The 14,613-nt window shown below is 63.8% G+C and carries 15 protein-coding genes; 5 read left to right on the top strand and 10 right to left on the bottom strand.

Going from position 1 to position 14,613, the window contains the following annotated elements; translation table 11 throughout:
* Nucleotides 1-17: 17 nt before the first annotated feature.
* From mobB to R1T40_RS12925, 3 genes are all read right to left on the bottom strand, one after another.
* Nucleotides 18-509, bottom strand: a complete 492-nt coding sequence (gene mobB / locus R1T40_RS12915) for a molybdopterin-guanine dinucleotide biosynthesis protein B (protein WP_317384410.1) — start codon at nucleotides 507-509, stop codon at nucleotides 18-20.
* Entirely contained in the window at nucleotides 509-1,162 is a 654-nt protein-coding gene (gene mobA, locus R1T40_RS12920; protein ID WP_317384411.1) for a molybdenum cofactor guanylyltransferase MobA, read from the bottom strand. Before mobA ends, mobB begins: the two co-directional genes overlap by 1 nt.
* A gap of 97 nt (nucleotides 1,163-1,259) precedes the next feature.
* Nucleotides 1,260-2,171: a formate dehydrogenase accessory sulfurtransferase FdhD gene (locus R1T40_RS12925; RefSeq protein ID WP_394804991.1), complete on the bottom strand. Its 912-nt coding sequence runs from the start codon at nucleotides 2,169-2,171 to the stop codon at nucleotides 1,260-1,262.
* Between the two features lie 25 nt (nucleotides 2,172-2,196).
* On the opposite strand from R1T40_RS12925, the gene R1T40_RS12930 reads away from it, so the two are divergent.
* Together R1T40_RS12930 and R1T40_RS12935 are read left to right on the top strand one after the other, a co-directional pair.
* Nucleotides 2,197-2,928 (top strand): AzlC family ABC transporter permease, encoded by a 732-nt coding sequence (locus R1T40_RS12930; RefSeq protein WP_106161633.1) that lies wholly within the window; start codon nucleotides 2,197-2,199, stop codon nucleotides 2,926-2,928.
* Nucleotides 2,925-3,269 carry an AzlD domain-containing protein gene (locus R1T40_RS12935; protein WP_317384413.1) on the top strand — a complete coding sequence of 115 codons (345 nt, stop codon included), beginning with the start codon at nucleotides 2,925-2,927 and terminating at the stop codon, nucleotides 3,267-3,269. Before R1T40_RS12930 ends, R1T40_RS12935 begins: the two co-directional genes overlap by 4 nt.
* 155 nt (nucleotides 3,270-3,424) lie before the next feature.
* Here R1T40_RS12935 and R1T40_RS12940 read toward each other — a convergent pair whose 3' ends face one another.
* From R1T40_RS12940 to R1T40_RS12960, 5 genes are all read right to left on the bottom strand, one after another.
* Nucleotides 3,425-4,048, bottom strand: a complete 624-nt coding sequence (locus tag R1T40_RS12940; protein ID WP_106161629.1) for a hypothetical protein — start codon at nucleotides 4,046-4,048, stop codon at nucleotides 3,425-3,427.
* A 29-nt stretch (nucleotides 4,049-4,077) separates the two neighbouring features.
* Entirely contained in the window at nucleotides 4,078-4,212 is a 135-nt protein-coding gene (locus tag R1T40_RS12945) for an aa3-type cytochrome c oxidase subunit IV (protein WP_106161627.1), read from the bottom strand.
* A gap of 250 nt (nucleotides 4,213-4,462) precedes the next feature.
* Nucleotides 4,463-4,924 (bottom strand): DUF6173 family protein, encoded by a 462-nt coding sequence (locus tag R1T40_RS12950; RefSeq protein ID WP_317384414.1) that lies wholly within the window; start codon nucleotides 4,922-4,924, stop codon nucleotides 4,463-4,465.
* A 44-nt stretch (nucleotides 4,925-4,968) separates the two neighbouring features.
* Complete coding sequence (locus tag R1T40_RS12955; protein ID WP_106161623.1) at nucleotides 4,969-6,012, bottom strand: MBL fold metallo-hydrolase; 1,044 nt, start codon at nucleotides 6,010-6,012, stop codon at nucleotides 4,969-4,971.
* 4 nt (nucleotides 6,013-6,016) lie between these two features.
* Nucleotides 6,017-7,729, bottom strand: a complete 1,713-nt coding sequence (locus tag R1T40_RS12960) for an acyl-CoA dehydrogenase (protein WP_317384415.1) — start codon at nucleotides 7,727-7,729, stop codon at nucleotides 6,017-6,019.
* 207 nt (nucleotides 7,730-7,936) lie between these two features.
* On the opposite strand from R1T40_RS12960, the gene R1T40_RS12965 reads away from it, so the two are divergent.
* Nucleotides 7,937-8,890 (top strand): L-threonylcarbamoyladenylate synthase, encoded by a 954-nt coding sequence (locus R1T40_RS12965; protein ID WP_317384416.1) that lies wholly within the window; start codon nucleotides 7,937-7,939, stop codon nucleotides 8,888-8,890.
* 207 nt (nucleotides 8,891-9,097) lie between these two features.
* Here R1T40_RS12965 and R1T40_RS12970 read toward each other — a convergent pair whose 3' ends face one another.
* The gene (locus R1T40_RS12970) at nucleotides 9,098-9,652 is read right to left on the bottom strand and encodes a YqgE/AlgH family protein (protein WP_317384417.1); all 555 of its coding nucleotides are present in this window, start codon (nucleotides 9,650-9,652) and stop codon (nucleotides 9,098-9,100) included.
* A 178-nt stretch (nucleotides 9,653-9,830) separates the two neighbouring features.
* On the opposite strand from R1T40_RS12970, the gene R1T40_RS12975 reads away from it, so the two are divergent.
* Together R1T40_RS12975 and R1T40_RS12980 are read left to right on the top strand one after the other, a co-directional pair.
* Complete coding sequence (locus tag R1T40_RS12975; RefSeq protein WP_106161619.1) at nucleotides 9,831-10,658, top strand: protein-disulfide reductase DsbD domain-containing protein; 828 nt, start codon at nucleotides 9,831-9,833, stop codon at nucleotides 10,656-10,658.
* A gap of 75 nt (nucleotides 10,659-10,733) precedes the next feature.
* Complete coding sequence (locus tag R1T40_RS12980; RefSeq protein WP_317384418.1) at nucleotides 10,734-11,225, top strand: NUDIX hydrolase; 492 nt, start codon at nucleotides 10,734-10,736, stop codon at nucleotides 11,223-11,225.
* Here the strand turns inward: R1T40_RS12980 and R1T40_RS12985 are convergent.
* Nucleotides 11,171-14,584 carry an efflux RND transporter permease subunit gene (locus tag R1T40_RS12985; RefSeq protein WP_317384419.1) on the bottom strand — a complete coding sequence of 1,138 codons (3,414 nt, stop codon included), beginning with the start codon at nucleotides 14,582-14,584 and terminating at the stop codon, nucleotides 11,171-11,173. The two genes, R1T40_RS12980 and R1T40_RS12985, sit on opposite strands and share 55 nt — an antisense overlap.
* Nucleotides 14,585-14,613 lie beyond the last annotated feature (29 nt).

Below are 14,613 nucleotides of genomic sequence, written 5' to 3' on the forward strand. Positions count from 1 at the left end.
AAAGGTGTCAAAGGGTGTCAGAGGCCCAGCTCCACAGCGATGAAATCGGCAACCCCCTCGGTGTCGTCCAGATCAAACACCGGGCGATCCAGCGTCAGCGGCGTGTCAGAAGCCACCGCGCGGATGGTAGAATCATCAGGCGCAATCAGCGGCTTTCCAGCCTCGGTGCGATGCGCCTCGATCTTCGGGTGGGGCTCGCGTTTGAAGCCTTCGATCAGGATCAGATCCACCGGGCGCATGCGGGCCAGCAACTCGGTCAGCGACGGCTCAGCCGCGCCGCGCAGCTCCTGCATGATGGCAACGCGGTTCGGCGAGGCCAGCACCACCTCCGCCGCGCCTGCCGTGCGATGGCGAAAGCTGTCGGTGCCCGGCTGGTCTACATCCGTGGCGTGATGGGCATGTTTGAGGGTGGAAACCGTCAGGCCGCGCGCCGTGAACTCCGCCACCAACCGCTCCATCAAGCCGGTCTTGCCGTTGTTCTTCCAGCCGGTGACACCGTAGAGTTTCATCACAACCGCGCCCCTGTCTGAGCCAGATTTTCGGCCTGAGCCAGATCCTCCGGCGTGTTGACGTTGAAGAAGGGATCGAACGGCTCCGCCTCGAACAACGCCTCGCGGCCATTGTGCTGATCGGTCCACAAAACCACCTTGCGCAGGCCGCCCTGCAGCGCCGCACGCAGATCATCACGCAAGGCCACCGGCCAGAGGCCAAAGGTCGGGTGGCGGTTCACACGGCTCTTGCCACCGGACTTCAACACCTCCGCGCCGCTCTTGGGTGTGGTGGCAAGCACCAGCGGATGCGCCTGCCCGTCTGAGGCCGCATCCAGCCGCGCCACCAGATCGGTGGGAAAGAACGGCGTGTCGGCTGCAGCTGTGACAATCTCATCCGCGCCCTCCTCCGCCGCCCAATCGAGGCCAGCAAGCACCCCCGCCAAGGGTCCGGCAAAACCTTCGATACTGTCGGCAATCACCGGCAGGCCCAGATCCGCAAACCGCGCCGCATCGCCATTGGCGTTCAGCGCCAGCCCGGAGACCTGCGGCGACAGCCGGTCGATCACACGCGACATCAGGTTTTGCCCGCCAAGGCGCAACAGGCCCTTGTCGCCCCCGCCCATCCGCGTGGCGAGGCCACCGGCGAGGATCACACCGAGAGGTTGGGTCATGTCATGTCTCCCTTGCGGCGTGCGCCCAGAGCGGTATCGCCGCGACGCGCGCCGAGTGGGCCTCGATGGCCCCGAGGTGCGCCCCTGCCCGCCCCGTTCATTGCGCGCTTTTCCTGCGATGTTTGCGCTCTTCTTCCGGCATTGCCTTTGGGTCCACATCCCGCAGCAGCCGCTCCTCACCTGCCAGACAGACAAACCTCTGTCCGCGCATGCGGCCGATCAGTGTCAATCCAACCTGCCGCGCGATCTCCACGCCCCAGGCGGTAAAGCCTGAGCGCGAGGCCAGAACCGGAATGCCCATCATCGCGGTCTTGATCACCATTTCCGAGGTCAGCCGCCCGGTGGTATAGAGGATCTTGTCCGCCGCCTCGACGCGTTCGGAGAGCATCCAGCCGGCGATCTTGTCCACCGCGTTGTGGCGGCCCACGTCCTCCATATAAACCAGCGGACGATCCTGATGGCACAGCACTGTGCCATGAATGGCCCCCGCCTCCAGATAGAGCGAGGGCGTACGGTTGATCTCATGCGCCAGCGCATAAAGCCAGGAGGTCTTGACCGGGGTCGCGGGCAGGCTCACGTTCTCAAGTCCCGCCATCATGTCACCAAAGACCGTGCCCACGGCGCAGCCGGAGGTGCGAGTCTTCTTCTGCAGCTTTTCCTCATGCGAGGTCTCGATCTCGGTGCGTACGACCACGGTTTCGACTTCTTCGTCGTAATCGACACGGGTCACCACATCGTCAGGCAACAGCATGCCCTGATTTTTCAGGAACCCAAGCGCCAGATACCCCGGGTAGTCACCGATCGTCATTGCGGTGACGATTTCCTGACGATTGAGGTAGATCGTGAGCGGGCGCTCCTCGACCACCGCGATCTCGGTTTGCTGTCCCAGATGATCGGTACCGGTCACCGCACGGGTCAGCCGCGGGTTGCCGGGAGCGGGGGCGATCAGGTACCCAGACTTTTTTTGCAGCTTTGACAATTGCCAAGTTCCTCCAACCCTCGTAGCCATGTGTCACGTAACCTAAGGCCCGGCCATGACAATCTCCACCGTGAAATCCGCCTTCTGGAAGGGCATGCGCGACAGCGCGCCCTTTGTTCTGGTCTCCGGGCCTTTTGGACTGCTGTTTGGCGTCCTTGCCGCCGAGGCAGGCCTGAACGTGCTTGAGGCCACGTCTTTCTCGTTGGCGGTGTTTGCCGGATCGGCGCAGTTTACCGCATTGCAACTGATGCAGGAACAGACTCCGACCCTGATCGTGCTGGTCTCTGCACTCGCGGTCAATCTTCGGGTGGCAATGTATTCGGCCTCGCTGACGCCATATCTGGGTGGCGCTCCACTGTGGCAACGCGCTTGTGCGGCCTATCTTACGGTGGATCAGGCCTATGCGCTGTCGATGATCGAATTCGAGCGTCGCGCGGACTGGGGCGTATCCGAGCGCATGGCCTATTTCTTTGGCACCAACGGGCTGGTGGCCCCCGCCTGGATGGCGGCCACCATCACCGGCGCGCTGGTTGGCGCGTCGATCCCCGACAGCCTGGGACTGGATTTTGTCCTGCCGATCGCCTTCCTTGCGATGATCGGCCCGATGCTGCGCACGCCAGCTCATGTAGTGGCCTGTTTCACCGCCTGCGCGGTTTCACTTCCGGCAGCCCTGATGCCCTATAATCTGGGCCTGATCATCGCAGGGCTGGCAGGCATGATGGCGGGTGCGCAGGCCGAGCTGTGGTTTGAGCGTCGCACGGCACGCACGGAGGAGGCCGAAGGATGAACGGCACAGAGATGACATTTGACCGCAGCACACTCTGGATCGTGATCGTCGGGCTGGCGATTGGCTCTTACGCGCTGCGATTTGCCTTCATCGGCTTGGTGGGCAACAAGGCGATGCCGGACTGGCTGATGCGCCACCTGCGCTATACAGCCGTTGCAATCATTCCCGCGCTGGTAGCGCCGCTGGTGGTCTGGCCTGCGCCCACGGATGGCGAACCGAGCCTTATCCACTTTGCCGCTGCGGCCCTGACCTTTGCAGTCGCCGTGTTTTCCAAGAACGTGCTGCTCGCCATGATCACCGGTGCCTGCAGCCTCTGGTCGCTGATGTATCTGTTTGGCTAAACGGTTGGGCCAACCTCTGCGGTCACGCTAATTTCAGTGACTGGCATTCAAATCAGCGCGCGGCCAATAGAAAAGGGCGCTGTTGCCAGCGCCCGGATCACAAAATCAGGTCTCTCAGATCAACGCCCGCCCTGAGGCCTGCGAGGTCAGATGCGTCACGAGTCCGCTTCGGCATTCAAGGTGACATTCCCCGCCGCAAGGCCGGATTGCAGATCATCACTGTCATCTTCGTAGTATTTGTCCGTCACCACGCCGGGCACCTGTGCAAACTGTTCCTGCAGCTTGACCGGATAATAGGTCACGTCGATGCCCTCGAAACCCGGAATTTGTCGCAGAATGGAAGAGGTTGCATTGGCACAGAAGGCCCCCGGCACCCGCCCGTTGGTGGTGACCAACTGATAGGCCGTCTGGGCCTGCGCCGGCGTCAGCTCGACAGTCTGTGTAACGACATGGAAGGTCGAGCGCGCGTGGGCGCTGCGGTAGGCCCGAAAGACACTCGGCGAGATACCGTAGAGCACGTCCTGACGCTCCGGCACCACATCGGCATAAAACGATCCGGCCGGATCAAAGATCACCCGCTCGGAGGCATTGACCATAAGCGCCGTATGCCCGCCCTGCCCGGTCCGGTTGTTGACCACCGTGACCAGCGACATCGACGGGTTGCCCGCGTCACGATAGGCGACGCGCGCAATTGTGTCCGGGTCAGCATCCGGGCGCTGAGGTGCCGCGCACCCCGCGAGAGCTGCGCAGAGCGCAAGAATCAGGATAGGCGTCCGCATGCAGCTAAGCTCCGGTGCTATGGATCGGGTCAGGTGGCGAAAACTGCCAGGAACAGCGCAAAGACCACCAAAGCGATGGTAACGCGGGTCACAAAGGTCATGAAACCCGCATAGGTTTTTTCCTGAACGCTATAGTCCATGCTGCCGTGCTTGTGTTCAGCCATTTCTCGAGATCCTGTTCGCATCTGTTCACTTGAAGCTGGTGATACTGGATTTCCAAACCGCTGTCACCACCCCTATCGCGCCACAGACGCAATGGGGCTGCAACGGGCCATAGGCATGACAAGGCTTTTCAAATTCTCGTTCAGGTGCCGCTCATCCGCCGGCAACGGACCCTGCCCCGTCGCGCGATGCGCAACAAAGCAGAGCCGTTTGAGCATGCCTTGTCTCGTGGCACCTCATTGGGAACGGTTGTCAGGCCACATCTTCCAGTTCTGCCACCAGACGGAAGCCAATGCGTTTGGCTGGCTCTTCCGGTTTGGGTTTGGGCATTGCCCGCAAGATCACGTTGAGCTGGCTCACATGCTGCACCAACTGCGTTTTGGCCCCCCGCGAATCGCTGCCGTAAAAGGTCACGATGTCCGGGTCGAAATACCCCATGCCTTCGATCCGCAGCACGCCGGCATCACCGCCGGCAAAGCCCATGGCGACCTCGTGTTCGCCATCCAGCGTCTTTTCGAAGTTCTGGATATAAAGGATCATGCGTTCATAGGCCCAACGCGCCGGGCTCTTCTGCTCCGGCGACGGCACCTTCTGCATAGGTGCGGGGACATCCTTCAGCGCTTCAGGCGCATCCGGATCGGTGTGAACCTCGCGATGGCAGGGCAGCGCCGCCGCCTCTGCCACTTCGGCGCTGGTTGAAATCTTGTCATCCATTGGAAAATCCCCGGGTCGTCAAAGTTTCAACCAAGGTGGCAGGCTTAACGCCGTTGGTAAACCCAAGCCTCATCATCGCGCCGCGTGCGCGAGACCTGGCCGGTGCGGTAGAGGTGATTGACATGGGCCACCGCCTCCACCAGCGCGAGGCCGTATTCGCCGGGGCCGATCTTGCGCTTGAACAGGGGTGGGAAACACTCCGCGGCGCTTTTGGGGGTATCGAGGTGGTCGAGCAGTCGCTCCAGCGCACCATGATGGTTGTCGATGAGCTGGCGCATCCGCAGTGGCAGTCGGGTGAAGGGCAGCTTGTGACCGCCCAGCGCCAGATGGTCGGGACGGGCCAGCGCCGCCAGCCGCTCGCAGGCTTCCAGCCATTCGGCCAGCGGATCGGCCTCGGGCTCAGTCGCATAGACGCCAATGTTGGGGCTGATGGACGACAGCACCTGATCGCCAGTCAGCACCAGATTGTCGTCCCGGCTCCAGAATGTTGCGTGCTCCGGCGCGTGGCCATTGCCCATATGCACGTCCCAGTCGCGCCCGCCCATGCGGAACACATCGCCCTGCTGCACCCGGGTGAAGCCCAGCGGCATCGGGTAGACCGTGTCGGAGAAGTTGAAGGGCCGTTCTGCCTTGCGCGTGGCGTAGGTGTCCGGGTCCATGCCGGCGCTGCGGTAATAGGCCAGAGTCTCCTCGGGCCATTCCTCCTGCACATCGAGCGTCAGCATGCGCGCAAACAGCCAGGCGGTGCGGGTGGTCACCAGTTCCGCGCCATGTTCGGACTGGAACCAGCCCGCATTGCCGATGTGGTCGGGGTGATGATGGGTCACCACCACGCGCCCTACCGGCTTGCCGCCCAAGGGCCCGGCCATCAGCTGTTCCCAGATGCGGCGGGTCGTTTTTGACGACATGCCGGTGTCCACCACGGTCCAATGATCGCCCTCATCCAGCGCATAAACATTGACGTGGTCGAGCTTCATCGGCAGCGGCAAGCGCATCCACAGGACACCTTCGGCGACCTCGATGGCCTCTCCCTTTGCGGGCGGTTCTTGCCAGGGCGTGCGCGGGGCGACTTCGGGAACAGAGGCCATTGACTCAGCCCGCCAGTTCTTCGGCGGTGAGGGCAAAGGCGCCTGCCGCGCCCTCTTGCGCATGCACCAGATAGGCCGCGTGCTGGGGCAGCATCCGCTTGATGTAGAAACGCGCCAGTTTCTCGCGCGCGCCGCCCTTGTCGGCGAGGGCTGCGGCCAGGTGGTAGTGGCCGCCCAGAACCCGCGCGAAGGCCATCAGATAGGGCACTGCTCCGGCGAAGCGATCCTGCATGTCCGCCTCGACCAGCCATTCGGTGGCTTCGCGCAGGGTTTCGCAGGCCTGCCAGACCGCCTCGGCCATATTGGGATGGGTGGGGCGGGCCCGTTCGGCCTGTTCCTCGATCTCGTCGATCAGCCGATGCGCCATCTCGCCGCCGTCCATCATCTTGCGTGCCACCAGATCCATGGCCTGAATACCATTGGTGCCCTCGTAGATCGCCGTCACGCGGACGTCGCGGTAGAACTGCGCGGCACCGGTTTCCTCGATGAACCCCATGCCGCCATGCACCTGCACGCCCTGTTCTGCCACACGGATGCCGGTTTCCGTGCCAAAGGCCTTGGCGATCGGCGTCAGGAACGCGGCGCGGGTCTTCCACTCCGCCTCGCCGGTTGCAGTGCCCATGTCGATGGCACCGGCGCAGGCCAGCATGATGGCACGCGACGCATAAACATCCGCCTTCATCTCCATCAGCATCCGACGCACATCGGCGTGGTCGACAATGGTACCTGTTCCGCCCTCGACCGGCGTCTTGCCCTGTTTACGGTCCAGCGCATAAGTCAGCGCGTGCTGATAGGCCCCTTCGGCGACGCCGACGCCCTGCCCGCCCACACCAAGGCGGGCATTGTTCATCATGGTGAACATCGCCGCCATGCCACCGTGTTCCTTGCCCACTAGCCAGCCGGTGGCGCCATCATATTGCATCACGCAGGTGGGAGAGCCGTGCAGGCCCATCTTGTGCTCAAGGCTGACCACCTTGAGGTCATTCGCCTTGCCGGGATTGCCGTTCTCGTCCGGAATGTACTTGGGCACCAGGAACAGCGAGATCCCCTTGGTGCCCGCCACCCCGTCCGGCAATCGCGCCAGCACCAGATGGCAGACGTTTTCGGCAAAGTCGTTGTCACCCCAAGAGATATAGATCTTCTGACCGCTGACCGCATAGGTGCCGTCACCGTTCGGCTCTGCCTTAGACGAGAGCGCGCCCACATCAGATCCTGCCTGCGGCTCCGTGAGGTTCATGGTTCCGGTCCATTCGCCGGAAATCAGCTTGGGCAGATAGACATCTTTCATCGCGTCCGAGGCGTGATGTTCCAGCGCCTCGATCTGGCCCTGGCTCATCAGGGGCGCCAGTTGCAGCGACAGGCAGGCGCCGGACATCATCTCGTTGACGGCGGTGGTCAGCGACATCGGCAGCCCCATGCCACCATACTCGGGGTCTGCGCTCATGCCGACCCAGCCGCCACTCGCAATGGCCTTGTAGCCGTCACCAAACCCGGAGGAGGTCCGCAACACCCCGTTTTCCAACCGCGCCGGTTCCAGATCGCCGTTGCGCTGCAAAGGGCCCAGCACCTCGTCACACATCTTGCCCGCTTCGGTCAGGATGGCGCTGGCCACATCGGAATCTGCCTCGGCAAACCGGTCGGTGGCGGTGATCTGTTGGTAACCGAGGATATCCTGCAGCAGGAACTGATATTCGGAAACGGGGGCGCGGTAGCTCATCGGGCGGGACCTCTTGTGATCGGGCGGGCGTCTCATACGGAGCACATCGACGGGGTGCGGAGTACCTTGGCATCCGGTCCGCTACCCGTTATCTACTGTGCCTTGGTCATTTAGGTAAACAGCTCCGGTGTCCGCGCAATCAGAACGCCGCGTCAGGAGCCATGTGACGGAGCGACCAAACGGAATATGACGCCGGGACATGCACCGATGAGCGAGACCAGAATAGAGACCGAGGCGCTGACGCCCTCGCGTGCGGGCATTGATCACGCCGCCGCACTGCTGCGGGCCGGTCAGCTGGTGGCGTTTCCGACAGAGACGGTCTACGGGCTTGGCGCCGATGCGCGCAATGGCGCGGCCGTGGCGGCGATCTATGCCACCAAGGGGCGCCCCTCGTTCAATCCGCTGATCGCCCATGTGGCAGATGTGGCCGCGGCGCAGAAGCTGGTGCAATGGAATGATTGGGCCGAGGCGATGGCGGCGGCCTTCTGGCCCGGTCCGCTGACGCTGGTGCTGCCTCTGCGGGAGGGCCATGACGTGTCACCGCTAGTGACTGCCGGGCTTCAGACTCTGGCAGTGCGGGTGCCGGCCAAAGCCTGCGCACGCGACTTGCTGGCCGCAGTGGATGGTCCGGTGGCCGCACCTTCGGCCAATCCGTCGGGTCGGATCAGTCCAACCACTGCCGAACATGTGCGGGTCGGCCTGGGCGGCAAGATCGCCGCGATCCTGGATGATGGACCCTGCGCTGTCGGCGTGGAATCCACCATCCTTGGGCTGGCGGGCGATATGCCGGTGCTGCTGCGCCCCGGTGGTCTGGCGGCGGAGGACATCAGGTCGGTGCTCGGCCACCCCGTCGCGGATCGCGATGCAATGGACCCGCTGACCGCACCGGGACAGTTGCTGTCGCATTATGCCCCGAATGCCAGCGTGCGACTGAACGCGACGGAGTATGACCCGGGCGAGGTCTCCCTGGGCTTTGGGCGCGGCATTTTTGACCTCAACCTTTCTGAACATGGAGATCTTGCGGAGGCGGCTGCAAACCTGTTTGGTCACCTGCATGCGCTGGATGCGCGGGGCATGCCGATCGCCGTGGCACCGGTGCCAGAGGTTGGCCTGGGCGTCGCGATCAACGACCGGCTGCGACGGGCGGCGGCCCCACGGTAGGGTTGCACCTGGAACCGCTCTTTGATGCGAGGCTCTGCCTCGCGCTCCGAGATATTTCTGAAAAGATGAAGGGGAGGATGGCTCCCGCGCCGCGCCAGCGGCGCCCGGCCCAACGGGAGTGTCTGCATTTTCAATGCAGATGCGACGGGCGGGAGCGCCCCGGCCTTGTCGGGCGCCTCAGATTTACCGTCTTGCGTCAGGGCCTGCTCAGGCGTGCCCCGCGTCCATCGACAGGTTCAGCGGCGTCACGCCGATACTGGCCAGGGCCGCCTCCCATTTGTCATCGGCGGTGTCGGAGAAGATCATCTCCGGCTGCGCATCTGCGGTGAGCCAGCCGTTCTGGGCAATCTCGTCTTCCAGCTGCCCTGGCCCCCAACCGGCATAACCAAGCATCACCAGATATTGCTCCGGGCCGCGCCCCTCGGCGATTTCCTCCAGCACATCCAGTGTGGCGGTCATCGAGACCCCCGGTTTGATCGGGAGCGAATTCACGGTGGAAATGTATTCATCGGAATGCAGCACGAACCCGCGCTGGGTTTCCACCGGGCCGCCGAAATAGACCGGCGTGTGTCCTGCGGCGGGCCGCGTCTCTATCTCCAACTGGTCAAACAGCGATTTCAGAACAACACCCGGGGCGAGCTTGTTGATGATCAAGCCCATTGCCCCCTCATCCCCGTGCGAACACAGCAATACCACCGAGTTGTCAAACCGGGGATCGCCGATTCCCGGCATTGCGATCAGCAACTTACCTGTCAGTTCCATATGACTGCCTCTGTTGCGGCGCGCGGCCTTTGCACCCAGCATGACGCGCGGAAACAGCAGTTGCAACCCTCCGCCCTGCCCCCCTTCGCCGCCGCCGCCTGTCACGTTTCGGTGACATTACGGTAGCCTCGCCCGGATGTGACTTGGCTTTTACGGAGCCTCCGGCGATAGCTTTGACATGAGTGTAAATCTGCGATCTTTTCTGGCGTCTGCCGCACTGGCGCTGGCGTCTTTGACCTCTGGTGCCGTGCCATCGATGGCCGGCAACAACTGGGACAATGTGGCGACGATCAACGTGTTGGATGGCGGCCCGACTGCGGACGGGCGCTATCTCGGTGCGTTGCATCTGCGACTTGAAGACGGGTGGAAGACCTATTGGCGCGCGCCGGGCGATGCGGGCATTCCGCCCCAATTTCACTGGCAAGGCTCCCGGAACGTCGCCGATCTGCGCATTACATGGCCAACGCCAGAGGTTTTCCTGACCTCGGGCATGCGCACCATTGGCTATCACGACGAGTTGGTGCTGCCGATCGAGATCACGCCCAAGAGCCCCGGCAAGCCGATCCGTCTAAAGGGGCGCATGGAACTGGGCCTGTGCAAGGATGTCTGCATTCCTTCCGAATTGCGCTTTGATCACCGTGCCGATCTTGCGGCCGGTCGCCACCCGGCGATTGCCGCTGCGCTGGCGGCCCGACCATACTCCGCGTCCGAGGCAAGGGTGCGCGGTGTCACCTGCCACCTGTCGCCGACCCCCTATGGCATGAAGGTATCGGCCCGGATTTCCATGCCCTCCGCCGGCGCGGAAGAATACGCCGTGATCGAGGGCGGGGGCGCAGCCCTGGTGGCCACCGAAACCAAATCCTGGCGCGAAGGATCTGAATTGGTGGCTGAGGCAGAGCTTTTGCCTGCACGTGACGGCCCGGTTGCGGTTGACCGCTCCGCTCTGCGCTTTACGGTGCTGGGAACATCTCATGCGGTGGACATCCGGGGCTGCACATCAGGCTAAGCGTCTGAATTCATGCCGCATCGATGTCGCCGCCGCCCCCTGCTCCGACAGATTCTCGACAGAAGGCCCGTCCAGATGACCACCTCCCCCACAGCCCCGCCACGTCGCCCGATCCTTGGTGCCCTTGGGGTGGTTTGTGCGCATGTAGAGGGGGAGGATTGCGTGATCCTCGTGAAGCGTAGGAACCCGCCAAACGCAGGGACCTGGGGCTTTCCCGGCGGCCATGTGGAGCTGGGCGAGACTGCCGCCGAAGCCGCGGCGCGAGAGTTGCAGGAAGAAACCGGCGTGATCGCAGAGCCAGGCGCGCAGCTGATGACCTTGGATGTGATTCCACGCGATGCGGATGGTGTGGTTGGCGGGCAGTACTTCCTGGTGGCAACGCTGTGTCATTATGTATCCGGCCAGCCGGTGCCCGATGATGACGCGCTGGAGGCCCGCTGGGTGCCAGTGGCGCGGATCGAGGCGCTTGGCCTCGACCTTCTGGACCGGGTGGCGGAGCTGGCGCGGCTGGCTCAGGCGCGCTGGCGCCAGGAGCCGCGCAGCGCCCCCATCGCACCGATCACATAGGTCAGGAACGACAGCACCGCAAAACCAAGCAGACAGAGCACGAGCGCCGCGCGGACCGGGTCCATATCGGCCAGGTCCGGCAGCATCTGCCGGAACGCTGCAGGCAGGATGCCGGTGGCCATGGTCTGGCCCAGCGTCACCGCCAGCCAGCCAAGATGCGCCGCGCCACTCAGCCCCATCAGCAGCCGCAGACGGCGCGCACCGGCGTGTTCCCCCGCCGCCAGCGCCCTTTTCAGCGACTGGATCGGGCGGGAGATATCCGCCTGGATCGCCACCAATGCCGGCACCACCAGCAGCACCAGGAACATGCCAAAACCGAGGCCATAGACCAGCGTGATCACTGTAGGCTTTAGGAACTGCGCCTGTTGCGAGGATTCGTACATCAGGGGAGCCAGCCCCAAAACCGTGGTCAGGGTGGTGAGCATCACGGGACGCAGCCGGTCCGCCGCGCCGTCGATGATAGAGGGCACCAGCCCGCGTTCTGTGGCGTATTCGTCGATGGTGGAGACCAGCACGATCGAGTCGTTGATGATGATGCCGGTCATGCCCAACAGCCCCACCACCGTGAACATACTCATCGGCAGCTCCCACAGGTGATGCCCCCAGATGGTGCCGACCAGGCCGAAGGGAATAATCGCCATCACCACCACGGGCCGGGTCCAGCTGGAGAAAACCCAGCACAGCACCAGGTAGATCCCTGCCATGCAAAGCACGAAACCGTTGCGCGCATCGGTGAGGAACTCGTCCTCCTGTTCGCTGAGGCCGGAGAGACGGGTTTCGACCTGCCGCTCCTCGGCGATCTTCGGCAGGATCTCGGTTTCCAGAGCAGTCATGATGGCCTCGGCCTGCACCGGATCATCCTCGGAGATGTCGCCCGTCACCGAGATCAGCCGCACGCCGTTTTCGCGCCTGACGGTCGAAAACCCGGTGCGCTGGCTGACGGTGACGATATCGGCCAGAGGCACGTAGATGCCCGAGGGCGCGCGCATCTGGGTGCGACCGAGGAAATCCGCCGTCAGCTCTCCCTCCGGCAGCTCCACCCGGATTTGGGCGGAGCGCGGCCCGTCGGGATAGGTGGCGGCCTCGATCCCGTTGAGACGGCGCCGCAATGCCTGACCGAGGCTTTCGATGGTGAAGTTCAGCGCCTGCCCCTGCGGGGTCAGGTCGAGCACCAGCTCCTCCTTGTCATAGGCGAGGTTGTCCTCCACCGCCGAGACCTCAGGATAGCGAGTCATGGCGGTCTTGAGATCCTCGGCAGCGGCCTTCAGCGTGGTGACATCGGCGCCGTAGAACTGCACATCGAGCGCATCGCCGCCGGGACCGGAGCGCCAGCCGCGGAAGGAGACCACCTCGGTCAGAGGCAGTTGCACCACCCGTTCCTGCAGCTCGCCCACAAAGGCAAAGCTGGAATAGGGCCTCAGATCGGCGTCGATCAGTTCGATCGCAATGCCGCCCAACAGGTCACGGTCCTTGGTGTCGGTGCCTGCAAGACCGCGACCGGTGTTGCCACCGACCTCCGCCATCACAAAATCCACCGGATTGCGGCCATGGCGTTCCTCGTACTCGGCGCCAAGCTCCTCCACCGCGCGCTGGAACTCGCGCATTTGCGCCAGCGTGTCGGCGCGGGTGGCCCCTTCGACCATGGCGAAGTTACCCGAAACAGAGGCGCGTTCCGGCGCGTTGAAGAACCGCCAGGTGACATCGCCCTTGATAAACAGCGCCATCTGGCTGGCCAGCAGGACAAATGCCCCGGCAACCACCACGTAGCGGGCACGCACCACCCCCACCATCAGCGGGCGGAACAGCCGGTCGCGGCACCAGCGAAAGCCTCGGTTCACCACGCGGTTCGGCGCGTCGTACCAATGCTGCTCTTGCGTGTGGGTCAGCGCGTGGGCCATGTGGTGGGGCAGGATCAGGAAACATTCCATCAGGCTCGCGGCCAGCACCGCGATCACGGTGAACGGAATGTCGGCGATCAGCTCGCCAAAGCGCCCCCCGATCGACACCAGCCCGAAAAACGCGATGACGGTGGTCAGCGTGGCGGCAAACACCGGCATTGCCATGCGCCGGGCGGCATTTTCCGCAGCGACCATCGGCGGCTCGCCCAATCGGCGGGCGCGGAAATCGGCGTGTTCGCCCACCACGATGGCGTCATCCACCACGATCCCCAGCGTGATGATGAGACCGAAGAGCGAGATCATGTTGATCGTCAGCCCGCCGAGATACATCAGCGCAATGGCGGCAAACATCGCCGCCGGAATACCCGCCGCCACCCAGAAGGCGATGCGCGCATTCAGAAACAGGAACAGCAGGATCAGCACCAGCCCGAGCCCCATCAGCCCGTTGTCGACGAGGATGTCGAGCCGCCCGGTGATCGCCTCGGCGCGGGTGCGGATCAGGGACACCTCGACCCCTTGCGGCAGCGACAGGTTCATGTCGGCCACCACCTCCTCGACCTGGCGCTGGATGTTGATCGCGTCGCCCTTGTCAGAGCGGTCCACACGGATCGACATGGCGCGGTTTTCGCCGACAAAATAGCTGCGCTGACGGTCCACGCCTTCAACCCGGATAGAGGCCACATCGCCAATGGTCAGCGCCGAGCCGTCCGCCTCGGACCGCAGCACCACCGCCTCCAGTTCCTCGGGCGTGCGTTTCTGGGTGCCGGTGCGCACGCGGGCATTGGCGCCCTCAACCTCGCCCGCCGGATTGATCTCCACCTCGGCGGCGATCACTGATGCAATCTCGGCCATGGTGATGTCATGGGCAATGAGCTGGTTGGACGGCACCTCGACGATGGTGCGCGGCGCGGCCACGCCACGAATGGTGGTGCGGGTGACGCCCACCTCAAAGAGCCGCAGGATCAGCTCGTCCGCCAAAAGCCCCAGTTGCTGCGCGCCAACCGGGCCGGTGATGACAATATCGGTGACCCGGTCACGCCAGATTGCGCGTTCAACCTCCGGGTCCTCGGCGTCCTCGGGCAGGGTGGTGACCGCATCGACCGCATTCTGCACGTCATCGGTGGCGCGGGCCATGTCCCAGCCCGGTTCGAAGTCGATGTCGATCACCGCGCGCCCCTCGCGGGAGGAGGATTGCGTCTCCTCCACCCCGTCGACGGCCAGTAGCGCTGGCTCCAGCACCTGCACGATGGCGCTGTCCACATCCTCGGGACCGGCGCCCTCCCAGACCACGCTGACATCGACGGATTCGACGATCACATCGGGAAAGAATTGTGCCCGCATGTTGGGGATTGCCGCCGCGCCGAGGATCAGCAGCAGCATCAGCAGCAGGTTCGCCGCCGTGCGGTGGCGGGTGAAGTAGCTCAGGATACCGCTGGCCTTCTGGATCGGAGACGTCGCCATGAGAATTCACCTGTGGCTGTCGCGCCGCA

It is taken from the genome of Tritonibacter scottomollicae (assembly GCF_032924845.1).
GTDB classification, from domain to species: domain Bacteria; phylum Pseudomonadota; class Alphaproteobacteria; order Rhodobacterales; family Rhodobacteraceae; genus Epibacterium; species Epibacterium scottomollicae.